Here is a 17,789-nt window from a genome sequence, read left to right as displayed (position 1 = left end):
CGGACGCTCCAGGCGAACAAGCCCACAGATGAAGGACGACGAGAGATGAGCGGAGCAGATACCAAGCCGAACGCGGCCCTGAGCGAGATCGACAAGCTCAGCATCGACACGCTCCGGACGCTCGCCATCGACGCGGTGCAGAAGGCCAATTCAGGCCATGCCGGCGCCCCTATGGCGCTGGCACCGGTGGCCTACACCCTATGGAACCGCTACCTGCGCTATGACCCGGCGCACCCGCACTGGCCCAATCGCGACCGCTTCGTGCTCTCGGCCGGTCACGCCTCGATGCTGCTCTACGGCCTGATCCATCTCGCCGGCGTGACCGAGAAGGACGGCGGCAACGCGCCCGCCCTGACCATCGACGACCTCAAGAATTTTCGCCAACTCGACAGCCGGACTCCCGGCCATCCCGAGTACCACTTCACCACCGGCGTCGAGACCACGACCGGTCCCCTCGGTCAGGGCGTGGCGAACTCCGTCGGCATGGCGATGGGCGGCCGCTTTCTGGGCGAGCGCCTGAATCGGCCCGACCTGCCGCTGTTCGACTACAACGTCTACGCCATCTGCTCGGACGGCGATCTGATGGAAGGCGTCGCCTCGGAGGCGGCCTCCATCGCCGGGCACCTGCGTTTGTCGAACCTGTGCTGGATCTACGACAACAACACCATCACGATCGAGGGCCACACCGAACTCGCCTTCTCCGAGGAGGTCGCGGCCCGCTTCCTTGCCTATGGCTGGCAGGTCCTGCGCGTGGCCGATGCCAACGATGTCCACGCGGTCTCGTCGGCTCTGGAGACCTTCCTCCAGTCCAGCGACCGCCCGACGTTGATCGTCGTCAACTCGATCATCGGCTACGGCGCGCCCAAGAAGCAGAACACCGCCAAGGCCCACTCGGACGCGCTCGGCGAGGACGAAGTCAAGGGGGCCAAGCGTGCCTATGGCTGGCCCGAGGACGCGCAGTTCCTGGTGCCCGACGGGGTCTACGACAACTTCCGCAATGGCATCGGCAAGCGCGGTGCCGAACTCTACGCCACCTGGGAGGGCTTCTTCCACGAGGCCAAGGCCGCGGACCCGGTGCATGCCGAGGAACTCGATGCCTATCTCGAGGGCCGGTTGCCGGCCGGCTGGGACAAGGACATCCCGGTCTTCGAAGCGGACGCCAAGGGCCTTGCCACCCGTGAGTCCTCCGGGAAGGTGCTGAACGCCATCGCGCAGCACGTGCCGTTCATGCTGGGCGGCTCGGCCGATCTCGCGCCGTCCAACAAGACCAATCTCACCTTCGAGGGAGCCGGCTCTCTAACACCCTTCGAACCGGGTGGCCGCAACATCCACTTCGGTGTGCGCGAGCACGCGATGGGCTCGATCGTGAACGGCCTCGGCCTCGTCGGTCTGCGCGCCTACGGCGCCACCTTCCTGGTCTTCGCCGACTACATGCGCCCGCCGATCCGTTTGGCGGCCTTGATGGAGGTGCCGGTCTTCCACGTCTTCACGCACGATTCGATCGGCGTCGGCGAGGATGGTCCCACCCACCAGCCGGTGGAGCAACTGCTGACGCTGCGGGCGATCCCGGGGCTCGTCACCCTCCGCCCGGCGGACGCCAACGAGGTCGCGGAATCCTATCGGGTGATCATGAGCCTGAAGGATCAGCCGGCGGTGCTGGCGCTGAGCCGCCAGCCGCTGCCGACCCTGGACCGGTCGACGTACGCCGCGGCGTCCGGCACCGCCAAGGGGGCCTATGTCCTCGCCGATTGCGAGGGAACGCCAGAGGTCATCCTCATCGGCACAGGCTCGGAGGTACAGCTCTGTGTCTCGGCCTACGAGGCGCTGACGGCAGAGGGCGTCAAGGCCCGCGTCGTCTCGATGCCGTCCTGGGACCTGTTCGAGCGTCAGGACGAGGGCTACCGCAACAGCGTGCTGATCCCCGAGGTGCTGGCCCGCGTCGCCGTCGAGCAGGGCTCGGTGATCGGCTGGGACCGCTTTGCGGGCTCGGCGGGCACGATCATCGGCATGCACACCTTCGGCTCCTCGGCGCCGATCAAGGACCTGCAGACGAAGTTCGGCTTCACCCCCGAGAAGGTGCTCCAGGCCGCCCGCGATCAGATCGCTCGACACAGGAAGTAGGCGGCGCGAACGTTTTCCCCTTCCCTTCTGGGGGAGGGCCGAGGGCCGAGTCGGCGCCGCCAGCTTCCCCAGCCGGTCAGCGTGACCGGCCCCACCCTACCAGCCTCTCCTCCCCTCGTTGGGGGGAGATGCACAGAACCGGTGATGGATGTCGGCGACGGGGCTCCCCGCCCGGCGCCCGGACGACGAGGAGTTTCCCATGAACCCGCTCAAGGCTCTCTTTCCCGAACAGGGGCAGGCCGTGTGGCTCGATTTCGTCGCCCGCGGCTTCGTTGCGCAAGGCAAGCTGAAGGCTTTGGTGGACGAGGACGGCCTGCGTGGCGTCACTTCGAACCCCTCGATCTTCGAGAAGGCCATCGGCGGATCGTCGGAATACGACGACGCCCTGAAATCCGTGATGGATCAAGGCGATGCCCGCGTCATCGACCTCTACGAAGGTTGCGCGGTGGCCGACATCCAGGCCGCCGCCGATGTGCTGCGCCCGGTCTACGACGAGAGCGACGGCGCCGACGGCTACGTCAGTCTTGAGGTGTCGCCTTACTTGGCTCTCGACACCGAGGAGACCTTGGCCGAGGCCCGCCGCCTCCACGCGATGGTGGCCCGCGACAACCTGATGGTGAAGGTGCCGGCGACCCGGGAGGGCATTCCGGCGATCCAGGCCCTGACCGCGGACGGCATCAGCATCAACGTCACCCTTCTGTTCTCGGTCGACACCTACGAGGCGGTGGCCCGCGCCTTCATCGCCGGCCTGCAGGCCTTCGCGGCCAAAGGCGGTGACGTGTCGAAGGTCGCGAGCGTTGCGAGCTTCTTCATCAGCCGGATCGATGTCGCGGTCGACAAGGCCTTGGACGAGGCCGGCGGCTTCGACGACCTCAAGGGCAAGGTCGCCATCGCCAATGCCAAGCTCGCCTACCAGCGCTACAAGGCCATCCACGCCGAGCCGCAATGGCAGGCCCTCGCACAGAAGGGTGCCAAGGCGCAGCGCCTGCTCTGGGCCTCGACGGGCGTGAAGAACAAGGCTTATTCCGACGTTCTCTACGTCGAGGCGCTGATCGGCCCCGATACCGTCAACACCATGCCGCCGGCCACCATGGACGCGTTCCGCGATCACGGCACCGTCAAGGCCGCCATCGAGAGCGACGTCTCGGGCGCGCAGGCCGTGATGGCGCGCCTCGTCGAGGCCGGCATCCACATCGAGACGGTCGCCGACACCCTGGTCGACGAGGGCGTGCAACTCTTCATCGACGCCGCCGATAAGCTCCTCAGTGCGGTGGCGGCCAAGCGCATCGACTTCCTGGGGCCGAAGCTCGACGCGCAGACTCTCGTGTTGGGCGAGACGCTCGGCGCCGCCGCCAAGAAGGCGGTCGAGGAGTGGCGCGCGTCCGGCAAGATCCGCCGGCTCTGGGCGCACGACAAGACCGTTTGGAGCGGGACGGACGAAGACCGCTGGCTCGGCTGGTTGCGCATCGTCGAGGACGAGCTCGACCATGTCGCCGACTACGAGGCCTTTGCCGAGGACGTGCGGGCGGGCGGCTTCAGCGACGTCGTCGTTCTTGGAATGGGCGGCTCGAGCCTCGGCCCGGAAGTGCTCGCCGAGACTTACGGCAGCCGCGAGGGCTTCCCCCGTCTGCGGATTCTCGACTCCACCGATCCGGATCAGGTCCGCGAGACGGAGGCTGCGATCAGCCTGCCGACCACGCTGTTCATCGTGGCGAGCAAGTCGGGCTCGACCCTCGAGCCCAACGTCTTCCGGGATTACTTCCTCGGCCGGATGAAGGAGACGGTGGGGGCCGACAAGGCCGGTGCCCATTTCGTCGCCGTCACCGACCCGGGTTCGGCCATGGAAAAGGCCGCGAAGACGGACAATTTCCGAAAGATCTTCTACGGCGTGCCGCAGATCGGCGGGCGCTACTCGGTCCTGTCGGCGTTCGGCCTCGTCCCGGCGGCGGCCTCAGGTATCGACGTGAGGGCCTTCCTCGACACCGCCCGGACCATGGTCCGCTCCTGTGGCCCAGCCGTGCCGCCTGCCCAGAACCCGGGCGTGCTCCTCGGCACCGCCATGGGGGCGGCTGCGCTGAGCGCTGGCCGTGACAAGGTCACGATCGTCGCGTCCCCCGGCATCGACACCTTCGGCGCCTGGGCCGAGCAACTCATCGCCGAATCCACCGGCAAGGCGGGCAAGGGCCTGATCCCCATCGACGGCGAGCCCGTCGACGTACCCGCCGTCTACGGCCGCGACCGCTTCTTCGTCTACCTGCGACTCGACGGCCGCGCCGATCCTCACCAGGACGAGGCGGTGCGCAACCTCGAGCGAGAAGGCCACCCGGTGGCGCACATCACCCTGGCCAACGAGGAGCAGCTGCCACAGGAATTCTTCCGCTTCGAGATCGCCACGGCGGTCGCGGGCGCGATGCTCGGTATCAATCCCTTCGACCAGCCCGACGTCGAGGCGAGCAAGATCGAGACGAAGAAGCTGTTCGATGCGGCCGAGAAGAGCGGTGCCCTGCCGGGCGAGACGCCGATCTTCGCCGACGAGACGATGGCCCTCTACGCGGATGCGGGCAATGCCGGCGCCCTGCCCCGGGCCACCGAGGGACTCGAGGCGGCCATCGCAGCCCATCTCGCCCGGGCGAAGGACGGCGACTACGTCGCGCTCCTGGCCTATGTGGCCCGCAATCCCAGCCACCACGCGATCCTGCAGGAGGCCCGGGTGGCGCTGCGCGACACGCGCCGCCTCGCCACCTGTCTCGAATTCGGGCCGCGCTTCCTGCACTCCACCGGTCAGGCCTACAAGGGCGGGCCCGATACCGGCGTGTTCCTGCAGATCACGGCCGATCCCTCGGCGGATCTCGCGATTCCCGGTCGCAGCCTCGGTTTCGGCACGGTGGTGGCGGCCCAGGCCCGGGGCGATTTCGCGGTCCTGGCCGAGCGCAGACGCCGGGCCCTGCGCGTCCATATCAAGGGCGGTCAAGTCGAGGCCGGCCTGAAGCGCATCGCCGCGGCGATTCGAGCGGCGCTCTAGCATCGGCTCCAGGGCACCCCCGCCGGGGACCTCGAGAACCGGCCGCTTCCAACAGGGAGCGGGCGGTTCTTTGCCGAGGGAGCTGATCCGAAACGGACGCGGCGGCTCGGGCAGAGACGCGGCCGCGACCTACGACGCGAAGCCGTTGTCCCGTCCCCAGATGATGGCCTCGCCGCGGCGATGAATGCCGAGCTTCCGATAGAGTGCGGCAGCGTGGTTGCGCACGGTGTTGGGGGTCAGCCCCAGGCGCTTGGCGATGGCGCCGTCGCCGAGGCCCTGACAGATCAGGCGGAGCACCTCGCCCTCGCGGCGGGTGAGGTCGGGTCTGACCGGCGCTGGCTCCGACGAACTCGGATGACGCAGGCTGCCGAGCTTGTCGATCAGACCGCGGCTGAACCACGAGGTGTCGGCCATCACGGTCTCGATCGCATCGAACAATTCACGCTCGGAGCGCTTGCGATCGCTGATGTCCTGCAGCACCGCGAGGAGACAGGGTTCGTCGCCGATGGTGACGCTCTCGGCCGAGACGAGGCAGTCGAGATCGATTCCATCCCGGCTGCGCAGGCAGGCCTCGAAGCCGAGAACGCTGCCTTGCGCGGCAAGGTCATGGCCGAAGCGCTCGCGCTGAGCGCCGTTGGCCCAAAGGCCGATCGCATCGAGTTCGTGCCCCACCACGGCGTCCTCCGCATGACCGAAGGTCCGCGTGAAGGCTTGGTTGATTCCGATCACGGCGAGGCCATCGGCCCGACACAGCAGAGTCGGAACGGGCGTGAGGCGGAACGCCGTCGCGAAGCGCTCCTCGCTGTGGCGCAGGGCTGTCTCGGCCTTCTTGCGCAATTCAAGATCGGCGAAGGTGAAGAGCATGCAGGGCTCGTCGCCCATGTCGATGGGCTGGCCTGCCACGATGACGAACCGGGTACCGCCGTCGGGCAAACGCAGGCAGGCCTCCATCTGGGGGATCGTCTCGCCCGCGTTGAGGCGTGCGATGGCCAAGTCCCGGCTGCGGGCCTCGTTGAGCACGTCGACCTCATAGACGCTGCGCCCGATGATGTCCGCGCTGCGATAGCCCGTCATTTCCAGGAAGCCGAGATTGACCTTCACGTGGCGGAGGTCTGACAGCCGGCAGATCACGGCCGGTGCCGGGTTCGCGTTGAATGTCTTCTCGAAACGTTCTTCGGCTGCGAATTGCGAGGTGACGTCGGCCAGGATCAGCACGAGGCAATCGGGCTTGCCCGCCGCATCCCTGATGATGAGGCTGCGGATGCGCTGCATCAAATCGAATTCGGGCCGGTCCGTTCGTCGGACATTGACGATGACCTCATCGAAGGTCTCGCCGGCGAGAACGCGCTCGATCGGCGTGCGCGTGATGACGTGGTTGTTGCGGTAGCGCAGGACAAAGGTCTCGCGAAATGCCGAGACCGTTCCGCCCAGTTCGGCGAGGTCAGCCGCCCCGTGCATCGCGAGGGCGGCCGCATTGGCCCAGGCAATGCGCTGATCGGGCTCGATGAGGATCACGCCCTCGGAGAGCCCGGCGATGATTTGGTGCAGCTGAGAACGGTCGACACCCGTCGTCAAAGGTTTTGGCATCCTGTGTACAGAAGCGGCGCCGACACCGGAGAGGACGCCCGGGTGCGTCGGCGCCCCTCACGCGAACGAATCCGTTCGCCCGAGGAACAAACGCAGGAGCGTCCGACTCGTTGCCGAAATGTTCCGGGCCGGGAAGCGTGGCCGCTGCTTTGCATGCAATATTCCTGCTGAATGGGTTAGGCGGGAGATCGCGATGTGCCAAGGTGACGATCCGAGTTGTAGCCACTTTCCCGAGCACCGACGGCGCCTGCTGGGCGACCTCGAACCGGAGCGGCGGGCCTTCCTGAAGAGCGGCTTCGTCGCCTCGGGTGGCGCCGCCGCTCTGATGGCCGGTGGCCTCACGTTGCCCGGTGTCGCCCTTGCCCAGGCGAGCGCGCAGCGTGGCCCCAAGCGGACGGCGCATTACCACCTGCCGGCCACGGCCGAGACCGTGCATTGGGGCTATTTCAGCCGCAGCCTGAAACCGCAGATCGAGATCGATTCCGGCGATTACGTCACCATCGAAACCCTGACGCACCATGCCAACGACGATGCCGAGCGCATGGTCAATGGCGATCCCGGTGCAGAGAGCGTCTTTCTCTGGACAAAGGAGAAGAAGGGCGTCGCCCGGCGCGGGGCCGGCCCGGAGGACACCAAATTCGGCCCCGGCGGCGGCCTCGGCGTGCATATCTGCACCGGCCCGGTGGCGATCCGTGGAGCCGAGCCCGGCGATGTCCTCGAGGTCCGCATCCTGGACGTGATGCCCCGCCCCTCGGCCAACCCGGCCTTCAAGGGCCGCACCTTCGGGAGCAACGCCGCCGCGAACTGGGGTTACCACTACAAGGACATGATCACCGGTGATCGGCCCCGCGAGGTGGTGACGATCTACGAGGTCGATGCCACGGGCGCGCGCGACTGGGCACAGGCGGTCTACAGCTTTCGCTGGCCGGGCGTGACGGACCCGTCCGGTGTCGACCACCCGACCATCGACTATCCGGGCCTGCCGGTGGACCACACCCGCACGCAGCGCAATTTCAATGCGCTCAAGGGCTTCCGCGTGCCGATCCGACCGCATTTCGGGACGATGGGCTTGGCACCCAAGGAAGCCGAGATGGTGAACTCGATCCCGCCGAGCTACACCGGCGGCAACATCGACAACTGGCGCATCGGCAAGGGCGCGACCCTCTACTATCCTGTCGCCGTGCCGGGCGCCCTGTTCTCGGTGGGTGACCCCCATGCGAGCCAGGGCGATTCCGAACTCTGCGGCACCGCCATCGAGTGCTCGCTCACCGGCACCTTCCAGTTCATCCTGCACAAGAAGGCGGACCTTCCGGGCACGGCCCTCGAGACCCTCGATTTCCCGATGATCGAGACGGCCGACGATTGGGTGCTCTCGGGCTTCAGCTACCCGAACTATCTGGCCGATCTCGGGCCCGATGCGCAGACCGCGATCTTCGCCCAATCCTCCATCGACCTCGCCATGCGCGATGCCTTCCGCAAGATGCGCCGGTTCCTGATGCATGGACACGGATTGACCGAGGACGAAGCGATCTCCCTCATGTCCGTCGCGGTGGATTTCGGCATCACCCAGGTGGTGGACGGCAATTGGGGCGTCCACGCCATCGTGAAGAAATCGATCTTCCCGGTGCGGGTAACCTGATCCGCAGCCTTCGCGCCGGTCAGAGTCGACCGGCGCGCACGGACAGGGGCCAACGGATGTCCCGCTGCACGGTGGGGGCGCCCCAGGCCGCGGCCAGGGCATCCTGGAATGCCGTGATGAGCGCCCGGCCCAACGCCGTTTCCAATGCCCGGACCGCCGACCAGGTCTCCGTGTAGCCGATCAGCTCGGAGCGTCCCCAGGACAGCCTGATGGCAAGTTCTGGCATCGCAACGGCCGGGAAGGGGAACGGGAGCATGCGATAGCCGTCTTCGACGTGGCGGCGCTCGGGCGGCCAATAGGGGCCAAGGGTTCCGCCATAGAAGCGCTGCGTCACGGCATCGATCGCCGCATCATCGATGTGCAGCACCCAGTATGTGATGAGCGCCAGGATGCGCGACCCGTCGCACCTCGGTGTAGAAGGTCGGAAGTTCGAGCCAGTGGGCTGCCTGCGCGACCGGCACGAGGCCGCGCGCGCCGCCGGCTGACCGCTCCGCTCGGCGGGCGCCACGCTGTAGGCGACGCGGGCATGCGGCCTCGCAGGGGCAACCTGCGCGGCGCTCGCATCCGCGGCGATGACGTGTTCGAATCGATCGGCAAGCAGGACTGAGAGCTGCCCGGTGCCGCAGGGGCAATCGAGGGCCACGGACTGCCCCGGCGCGGCATCCGCGAGCGCATCGGCCAGGGCCCCCTGATTAGGTCGGTCGGTGCGCCGCATACTCGGCCGCATGGGCCGAAAAATGATCCTGGAAACACGTCATCGCTGTCAGGCCCTTCTGACTCAAGGGGCCTCCCCGAACCGACCGGGGCGGGTCCCGGTCGCGAGCGCCACGTTCCGAGCGAGAGGCTTGAGCCCGCGATCCGGGCGGTCCGGCGGCTCCCGGTCTTTGCTCGGGGATGTCTCGACCGCACAGACAGATTAACCGAGGCGGAGCCACGGCTCTCGCTGCGGCCTCCCAGCTCGTGCCCTCCGAACGAAGTTATACGGAGCCTGGGCTCAGAACCGGGGCCGGCCCCTCGGAGACGTCGCCCCGAGTTGCCGACTTCGATCGCGTGCGTCAGCAGCTCAGGCGCCGACCTTCCCGACGGCCGAAGACCCGATAATGTGCGGCGCCGGATTCCATCTGGCCGCGATTGACGGCCCGGCGGACATCGGGGTTGCAGCGCAGGTATTCGGCCTCGTCGAAGCCATAGTCCCGTCGGCCGGAGCCGCGGCCGCGGTCCCGGAAATCGCCATCGCGATCGCGATATCCGTCGTCCCTACCCCGATATCCGTCGTCGCGGCCGCGATAGCCGTCTTCGTATCCGCGGTAGGGCTGGGCCAGGACAGGGCTCACCGAGCCGAGGACCGTCAGCCCCAGAACCGCCGCTGCACAGAGTGACTTCATGTCCGTAATTCTCCTTGCCGGACGCGGAAAACGGTTCCGCTTGTGTTTTGGTTCAATCCGCTGCGACGATCCGGCCTTCAAGGCCGAACAGGCGACCGAGACCGCGCACCCGGTTGAGGATCCGATCACCGGGAAGGGAACCCAGGTCCGCAGGAAGGGTCAGCGTCACCCGGCCACTCTCGATGGTGACGGGAATCCGCCCGAGGGCTCCCGCCATGCCGGCCGAGAGCGGAAAGGCGAGGCGCAGCAGGGCGCCGAGCAGACGGGCGCGCTCGAACAGGCGGGGGCCCGCCAGGTTGCGCAGCATCGGGCTCGCCTTCTCGGGGGCGATTCCCTCGTGGCGGAAGTAGATGGCCAGTGCCAGATAGGCCCGGCCTGGATGGTCGATCCCGACGAAAGCCGCGTGGGTGATCACGTTGACGCTCTGCTCGCCGCGGTAATCCGGGTGCGCCCGCCAGCCGATATCGGACAGGAGGCAGGCTGCGTGGCGCAGGCGACGCTCGTCGGCAGTCTCCGGTTGATCGAGGCTGGCGATGAAGCGGTCGCTCCAGGTGATGAGGTCCTCCGCATGGCCCGGCGAGCGGGCACGCAAGGTGTTCAATTCGGCCGCCGCCGCCAGCAGCGGGTCGGCAAGGCGTGCGTCGCGGTCGAGCTGCTCGTAGAGCAGGCCCTCGCGCACGCCGCTGGCGGAGACGGCGAGCTCGCGCGGACGTCCGATCCGGATGATCTCTTCCAGCACCACGGCCCCGTAAGCGAGGAGGGGACGGCGCGCTTCGGAGACGCTCTCCACATCCTGCAGCAGGGCCGCGTCGGTGCGCTCCACCACTTCGAGGAAGTTCAGCTCGTCCGACGGCTCGACGCTGTAGCCGTGCATGACGTGCAGCGGGTATCCCCGGGCCGATTGGTGCAGCCGCGCGAGCGCGCGCCACGTCCCCCCGACGGCGTAGAAGCTGCGCCCGCGCAGGGTCTCCAGCTGGGGCGCCGCCTTCTTCAGGTTCTCCCGGACGATCTTGAGGGCCTTCTTGACCGAGCCGCCCGAGAGATCCTGGAGGGCAAGGCCGCCGAGCGGCATCGTCACGCCCATCCCCACCGTGGCCCCGCGCACATCCACCAGTTCCAGGGAGCCCCCGCCGAGGTCGCCCACGACCCCGTCGGGCGCGTGGAAGCCCGAGATGACGCCGAGCGCCGAGAGCTCGGCCTCGCGCCGGCCGGAGAGCAGTTCGATGCGCTGGCCGCAGGCGGCTTCCGCCGCGGCGAGAAATTCTTGGCCGTTCTCGGCGTCGCGCGCGGCGGCGGTGGCCAGCACGAAGGTGCGCGACACGCGCATGGTTTCGCACAGCACGCGGAAGCGCGCGAGCGCGACCAGTGCCCGGCGCACCGCCTCCTCGTTGAGGCGGCCCGTGGAGAGCACGTTGCGGCCGAGGCCGCACAGCACCTTTTCGTTATAGAGCGGAGTGGGCGCCCGGGTCAGGCCGTCATAGGCGACAAGCCGTACCGAGTTCGAGCCGATGTCGATGATCGCCACCGGCTCGATGTGGTCCCCGGCCCCGGACAAGGGGATGCCCTGGACGGGCGCGGGGCGGGCTGGGTCGAGGCCCATGCGGGCTCCTCTGGACGGTCCGTCAGCCACGCTGCGCGCGTCGGCTCAGGGCGCGCGGGCTCGACTTCTTCGACGACTTGCCGCGCCCGGAGAGGCTCGGATTCGTCATGAAATACTTGTGCGCATTGAACGGCTCCTCCCCTTCGGCAGGTTGGATCCGTTCGCTGGCACCAGACGCCAGTACACGCCAGCTTTGGCGGTTGTCGAGGAGATTGGCCAGCATGATCTGGTCCAGCACCTGCTGATGCACCGTTGGATTGGTGATCGGCAGGAGCGCCTCGACGCGGCGATCGAGATTCCGGCTCATCAGGTCGGCTGACGAGATGTAGACGACGGCCTTGGGGTGGGGCAGCCCGACACCGTTGCCGAAGCAGTAGATGCGTCCATGCTCCAGGAAGCGCCCGACGATCGATTTGACGCGGATCGTCTCCGACAGCCCCGGGATTCCTGGGCGCAGACAGCAGATGCCGCGCACCACGCAGTCGATCTGGACCCCCGCCTGGGAGGCGTCGTAGAGCGCATCGATGATCTGCTGGTCGACCAGCGAGTTGCATTTGATCCAGATCGCGGCCGGGCGTCCGGCCTTCGCATGGGCCACCTCCGCCTCGATGTTCTCCAAGAGGCGCGGTTTCAGGGTCAACGGCGAGACCGACATCCGCTCCAGCTCGGCGGGCTCGGCGTAGCCGGTGATGAAGTTGAAGATCCGGCTGACGTCCCGCGCCACGGCGGGATCGGCGGTGAAGAAGGACAGGTCGGTGTAAATGCGCGCGGTGATCGGATGGTAGTTGCCGGTGCCGACGTGGCAGTAGGTGACGAGGCGGTCGCCCTCGCGCCGGACCACCATCGACAGCTTGGCATGGGTTTTGAGTTCGATGAAGCCGAACACGACCTGCGCGCCGGCCTTCTCCAGGTTGCGCGCCCAGCGGATGTTGGCCTCCTCGTCAAAGCGGGCCTTCAGCTCGACCAGCGCCGTCACCGACTTGCCGAGCTCGGCGGCTTCCGCCAGGGCCGCAACGATCGGCGAGTTCGAGGAGGTGCGGTAGAGCGTCTGCTTGATCGCCACCACGTTGGGGTCGCGGGCGGCCTGGGCGAGGAACTGCACCACCGCATCGAAGGATTCGTAGGGGTGGTGGACGATGAAGTCCTTCTGTCGGATCGCCGCGAAGACGTCGCCGCCGCTCTCGCGAATGCGCTCGGGGAAGCGGGGGTTGTAGGACTTGAACTTCAGGTCCGGCCGATCGATGCCGACGATCTGCGATAGCTCGTTGAGGGCGAGCATCCCCTCCACGAAGATCACCGCGTCGCTGCTGATCTCGAGCTCGTCGGCCACGAAGGCACGCAGGTCCTCGGGCATCCCGGCCTCGACCTCCAGCCGGATGACGACGCCGCGGCGGCGCTGCTTGAGGGCCGTCTCGAAATGCAGGACGAGATCCTCGGCCTCCTCCTCGATCTCGAGGTCCGAGTCGCGGATGACGCGGAACGCGCCCTGTCCGCGCAAGGCATAGCCGGGGAAGAGCCGCCCGGTGAACAGCACGATGACCTGCTCGATGGCGATGAAGCGGGCGGTCGCATCGTTCTCGGCATCCGGTAGGCGCACGAAGCGGTCGAGCACCGCTGGCAAACGGATCAACGCGCGTAGGGTCCGGCCGTCGCGGGGGCGCACCAGCATCAGTGCGATGGTGGAGCCGAGATTCGGGATGAACGGGAACGGGTGCGCCGGATCGATGGCGAGCGGCGTCAGGACCGGAAAGACGTGGTTGAGGAAGTAGTCCTCCAGCCACGCCTTGTGATCCTGGGTCAGGCCCGCGGGCTCCATGAGCTCGATGCCGACGCCGAGGAGTTCACCGCGCAGCTCGCGCCAGCGCGCCTGCTGGTCGAGGGCGAGGCGAGAGACCTCGGTCCCCACCCGCGCCAGCTGCTCGGCCGGGGTCAGGCCGTCCTGCGAGGGCAGGACGAGACCGGCACGAACCTGGTCGTGCAGGCCAGCGACGCGCACCATGAAGAATTCGTCGAGGTTGTTGGCCGAGATTGAGAGGAACCGGACCTGCTCCAGAAGGGGGTGGTTGGCGTTCGAGGCCTCCTCCAACACCCGGCGATTGAACTGGAGCCAGGACAGTTCGCGGTTGACGAAGCGCTCGGGCGAGTGGCGCAGGGCGAGCCCTGCCTCCCGCACGGAATCACGCGCCTCCGCACCTGGGAGGCCCTCGGCGGGAGGGAGCGGCAGGTCTCCGGGAGGCGGCAGGTCGAGATCGGCATCGGGCAGGGCATTGGATACGGGTGCCTTGGCATCCGCGAGCGCGTCCCGGATCGTCTTCCCCGGCTGAGGTTTGGAGGCTACCGCTGCGGGCTGCCCGGTCCGCCGGGCGGCGGGCCGGGCAGCCCGCGTGCGGCCCTCGGTGACACGCGGGGTTCCGGCATCCGATGCGGTCGTGTCCGAGTCCATGTCCGCCAAGAGTTCGTCTCCTACAGGTCTTCGAGGGTCGGCGTCGTAGCATGGGCCGGGCCGGCGTTTGTGACGGTTGCATGACGATCTTCGGCCGTTGGTCGTGTAGCCAGGCCGCCGTCAGATCGGGGCATGATCCCCGGGATCCGTCTCGTCCTCGTCCTCCGGTTCTTCGGGCCCGAAGCCAAGGCGCTCCAGCACTGCCAGCGCCAGTGGCTTGGTGATGCGTCGACCCCGGCTGAGGGCATCCCGGTCCAGGGCGGTGACCACTTCTCGGGCGCGCCCGAGGGAACGGTCGATCCGCAGGGCCAGGGCCTCCACGATGGCGAGATCCACCACCAGCTGCCGGTCGACGAACAGCTTGACGAGGACCGCGCGCAACAGGGCGTCGTCCGGGGGCAGGATGGTGGCGCCGGGGGCGAGGCGCAGGCGGGAACGCAGGTCCGCCGTCGTCAGGCCCAGCCCCTCCACCGAGGTGGCGGAAGTGACCAGCACCGGGCAGCCCCGTTCGCGCGCGAGGTTGAGGAGGTGGAACAGGGCCGCCTCGTCGCGGGGCGCGCTCCCGTCCGCTCCCACTCGGTCGATGTCCTCGATCACCAGGGCGCCGTTGGAGAGGAAGCGCGGCACCGTAGCAGCGGTGATCTCAGAAGCCTGGGCCGTCCAGGCGTGGGAGCGGGTCGCCCAGATCGAGGCGAGATGGCTCTTGCCGCTCCCCGGTGGTCCGGTGAGCAGGCACACCGTGTCGGGCCAGTTGGGCCAAGCCTCGACCAGCGTATAGGCGGCCTCGTTGGCCGGGCCCACGAGGAAGTCCTCGCGGCCGTAGCGCGGGTCGGCCGGCAGGTCGAAGGCCAGCTGCTTCGGGGGGACGGTGTCGCGGGTTGCCATTCAGGGTTCAGGCTTCGACAGGAGCGCGGGTGCGTCCGCGTAGTAGAGCGGACTCTGGAGGTAACGCTCCAGGACGAAGCGGACCAGCACGCCGATGGACGCCGCCACCGGAACGGCCAGCAACAGCCCGAGGAAACCGAAAAGCGAGCCGAAGGCGAGGAGTGCGAACATCAGCCAGACCGGATGAAGACCCACCGATTCGCCCACGAGCTTGGGCGAGATGATGTTGCCTTCGAGGAACTGTCCCACCACGAACACCCCGATGGTCAGGCCGATATGCAGCCAGTCGGAACCTGGCCAGAACTGCGCCAGGGCGACCCCGACCGAGAGCAGGAAGCCGGTCAGCGTCCCCACGTAGGGGATAAAGGTGAGGAAGCCGGCGATCAGGCCGATGAGGACGCCGAAGTTCAATCCGACGAAGAAGAGGCCGACGGCGTAGAAGGTGCCGAGGATGAGGCAGACCAGGGTCTGCCCGCGGACGAACCCCGTCACCGCCCCGTCGATCTCGCGCCCGAGGCGCCGGACCACCGGGCGATGCCGGGGAGGCACCCAGCCGTCGAGGGTCGCGATCATCCGGTCCCAATCGACGAGGAGGTAGAATGCCACCACCGGCGTGACGACGAGGAGCGATGCGATGGAGATCAGCGCTTGGCTGCCCGACCACAAGGATTTCAGGAAGGTCAGGAACCAGGTGCCGCCCTGTCCCACCAAGGTGCCGACCTGCGACTGCAGATCGGTGAGCACGTCGGCGCCTCCCACCCGCTGCAGCAGTGGGCCGGCCCGTTCGGCGAGGATGCCCTGCAGCCGCGAGACCATGCCGGGCAGAGTCGCCACGAGGGCGGAGACCTGATTGGCGGCGAGCGGCACCACGAGAAGCAGGGCCACCACGAGCCCGACGACGAAGACCGCGAGGATGAGGAGCGAGGCCGAGAGCCGCCCGAGCCCGAGGCGCTCGAGTCGGTCCGCGATCGGGTCGAGGAGGTAGGCCAACGCGAGGCCCGCCACGAAGGGCAGCATGACGTCGGCGAGCAGATAGAGCAGGAGGGCGACGCCCACGAGGGCCATCAGCCCGATCATCGCCCTGCCGCGCATCGGCCGTTCCCCGTCCCAATCGTCGTGTGCGCGACGTCGCCGTTCGCGGATCAACAGTGGGAACGGGAGGGGACGCGGTCAAGGCTGCAGGGCGCATGCCGACGTTTCGCGTGCGCCGCTGTCGGAGCCTCGGCTGCGGACCTCGGTGCGAATCCCCGCGACCTGCGATGCGCTCGCTGCGAGGACGGACTCGCGAAGGCGCGCGGGAGCGGTTAGAGGTCGCGGAACACGGACCTTCGGAGAGCGGCGCGGATGACCGGCGAGCCCAGACACGGAATGACCTACGCGGACGCGGGCGTCGACATCGATGCCGGCAACGCCATGGTCGAGACGATCAAGCCGCTGGTGCGCGCCACGCGCCGGCCGGGGGCGGATGCCGAGATCGGCGGGTTCGGCGGCCTGTTCGATCTGAAGGCCGCAGGTTTCAAGGATCCGATCCTGGTGGCGGCCAATGACGGCGTCGGCACCAAGGTGAAGATTGCCATCGAGACGAACCGGCACGACACCATCGGCATCGATCTCGTGGCCATGTGCGTCAACGACATCATCGTACAGGGCGCCGAGCCGCTGTTCTTCCTCGACTATTTCGCCACCGCCAAGCTGGTGCCGGGGGTAGGCGCCGACATCGTGCGCGGCATCGCGGCCGGGTGCCGGCTCGCCGGCTGTGCGCTGATCGGTGGCGAGACTGCCGAGATGCCGGGCCTCTACGACGGCTCCGATTACGATCTGGCCGGCTTCAGCGTCGGGGCGGCCGAGCGCGGGACCCTGCTGCCGCGCGGCAACATCGTGCCCGGCGATGTCGTCCTGGGCCTGCCGTCCTCGGGCGTCCATTCCAACGGCTTTTCGCTGGTGCGCCGCATCGTCGAGAAGAGCGGCCTGTCCTACGACGATCCCGCGCCCTTCGAGCCTGCCCGGACCCTCGGCGAGGCCCTGCTGGAGCCAACCCAGATCTACGTCAAGCCGCTGCTGGCGGCCCTGCGCACCACCGATGGGATCAAGGCCCTCGCCCACATCACCGGCGGCGGTTTCCCTGACAACCTGCCCCGGGTGCTGCCCGACGGCGTCGGCATCAGCATCGACCTCGACGCGATCATCCCGCCCCCGGTCTTCGGCTGGCTGTCGGAGGTCGGCGGAGTCGCCGAATCCGAGATGCTGCGCACCTTCAACTGCGGCATCGGGATGGTCGTGGTGGTGGCACCCGAGAGCGTGAGCGCCGTGTCGAAGGCCCTCGACCTTGGTGGCGCCTCCCCGGTCCGCCTCGGCCGCATCACCCCGCGTGGGGCCGAGCCCGTGACCTTCGAAGGCCGGCTCGCCTTCTGATGGCGGCCGCGCAGACATCATCGGTCGGAGGCAAGACCCGCGTCGCGATCCTCATTTCGGGGCGCGGCTCGAACATGGCTTCGCTGATCGCGGCGGCCGAGGCGCCGGATTACCCCGCCGAGATCGTGCTGGTGGCATCCAACCGGCCCGAAGCGCCCGGCCTGACCTACGCCGCCGAGCGTGGCATCCCGACCCGTGCCCTCGATCACAGGGCCTATTCAAGCCGGGAGGCCTTCGACGCCGCGCTGAACGCCGAATTGGAGGCGGCCGGCATCGACCTCGTGTGTCTCGCCGGATTCATGCGGATCTTCACCGCCGGGTTCGTCGAGACCTGGGCCGGCCGGATGATCAACATCCATCCCTCCCTGCTGCCGTTGTTCAAGGGCGTGCGCACCCATGAACAGGCGCTCGCCGCCGGGGTGCGGCTGCATGGCTGCACCGTGCATTACGTCGTGCCCGAGCTCGATGCCGGCCCCATCATCGCGCAGGGGGCCGTGCCGGTCCGGCCCGGCGACGATTCCGACGCTCTTGCCGCTCGCATCCTGGTGCAGGAGCACCGGCTCTATCCACAAGCCTTGGCTCTCGTCGCGGGCGGAAAGGCCCGGCTCGATGGCGCACGGGTGGTATTCTCGGAGGAGGTGCCGGAGGCGGAGGGGGCGCTGCTCAGCCTGTAGGCGGGCAGACGCCGCAGCCGC

General features: G+C 68.1%; 12 protein-coding genes. 5 read left to right on the top strand and 7 right to left on the bottom strand.

The features are described from left to right. Positions 1-45 precede the first annotated feature (45 nt). Positions 46-2,121 (top strand): transketolase, encoded by a 2,076-nt coding sequence (gene tkt / locus ASF41_RS05930; RefSeq protein WP_056350648.1) that lies wholly within the window; start codon positions 46-48, stop codon positions 2,119-2,121. A gap of 199 nt (positions 2,122-2,320) precedes the next feature. Then, entirely contained in the window at positions 2,321-5,143 is a 2,823-nt protein-coding gene (locus ASF41_RS05925) for a bifunctional transaldolase/phosoglucose isomerase (RefSeq protein WP_056491673.1), read from the top strand. 129 nt (positions 5,144-5,272) lie between these two features. On the opposite strand, the gene ASF41_RS05920 is transcribed toward ASF41_RS05925, so the two are convergent. After that, a complete protein-coding gene (locus ASF41_RS05920) occupies positions 5,273-6,718 on the bottom strand; it encodes a helix-turn-helix transcriptional regulator (RefSeq protein ID WP_056491618.1) in 1,446 nt (481 codons plus the stop codon). Positions 6,719-6,923: 205 nt separating this feature from the next. On the opposite strand from ASF41_RS05920, the gene ASF41_RS05915 reads away from it, so the two are divergent. Then, the gene (locus ASF41_RS05915; RefSeq protein ID WP_056491616.1) at positions 6,924-8,369 is read left to right on the top strand and encodes an acetamidase/formamidase family protein; all 1,446 of its coding nucleotides are present in this window, start codon (positions 6,924-6,926) and stop codon (positions 8,367-8,369) included. Positions 8,370-8,388: 19 nt separating this feature from the next. Here the strand turns inward: ASF41_RS05915 and ASF41_RS05910 are convergent, their stop codons facing one another. The 6 genes from ASF41_RS05910 to ASF41_RS05885 all read right to left on the bottom strand — a co-directional run bounded on the left by ASF41_RS05910 (position 8,389) and on the right by ASF41_RS05885 (position 15,774). Then, positions 8,389-9,096: an SAM-dependent methyltransferase gene (locus ASF41_RS05910; protein ID WP_244479577.1), complete on the bottom strand. Its 708-nt coding sequence runs from the start codon at positions 9,094-9,096 to the stop codon at positions 8,389-8,391. Positions 9,097-9,424: 328 nt separating this feature from the next. Next, positions 9,425-9,754, bottom strand: a complete 330-nt coding sequence (locus ASF41_RS05905; RefSeq protein WP_056213546.1) for a hypothetical protein — start codon at positions 9,752-9,754, stop codon at positions 9,425-9,427. A gap of 52 nt (positions 9,755-9,806) precedes the next feature. Continuing rightward, entirely contained in the window at positions 9,807-11,354 is a 1,548-nt protein-coding gene (gene ppx, locus ASF41_RS05900; RefSeq protein ID WP_082487221.1) for an exopolyphosphatase, read from the bottom strand. Between the two features lie 22 nt (positions 11,355-11,376). Next, positions 11,377-13,797 (bottom strand): RNA degradosome polyphosphate kinase, encoded by a 2,421-nt coding sequence (locus ASF41_RS05895; RefSeq protein WP_082504089.1) that lies wholly within the window; start codon positions 13,795-13,797, stop codon positions 11,377-11,379. Positions 13,798-13,917: 120 nt separating this feature from the next. Then, entirely contained in the window at positions 13,918-14,682 is a 765-nt protein-coding gene (locus ASF41_RS05890) for a hypothetical protein (RefSeq protein WP_056491612.1), read from the bottom strand. Beyond that, a complete protein-coding gene (locus tag ASF41_RS05885; protein WP_056491610.1) occupies positions 14,683-15,774 on the bottom strand; it encodes an AI-2E family transporter in 1,092 nt (363 codons plus the stop codon). A gap of 252 nt (positions 15,775-16,026) precedes the next feature. Here ASF41_RS05885 and purM point away from each other — a divergent pair, with 252 nt between their 5' ends. Next, a complete protein-coding gene (gene purM / locus ASF41_RS05880; protein ID WP_056272042.1) occupies positions 16,027-17,094 on the top strand; it encodes a phosphoribosylformylglycinamidine cyclo-ligase in 1,068 nt (355 codons plus the stop codon). Next, positions 17,094-17,768, top strand: a complete 675-nt coding sequence (purN, locus tag ASF41_RS05875; protein WP_056491608.1) for a phosphoribosylglycinamide formyltransferase — start codon at positions 17,094-17,096, stop codon at positions 17,766-17,768. Before purM ends, purN begins: the two co-directional genes overlap by 1 nt. Positions 17,769-17,789: the final 21 nt, after the last annotated feature.

Source organism: Methylobacterium sp. Leaf111 (genome assembly GCF_001423285.1).
In the GTDB taxonomy this organism is placed as follows: Bacteria; Pseudomonadota; Alphaproteobacteria; order Rhizobiales; family Beijerinckiaceae; genus Methylobacterium.
This window is presented reverse-complemented; position numbering and strand designations above follow the sequence as displayed.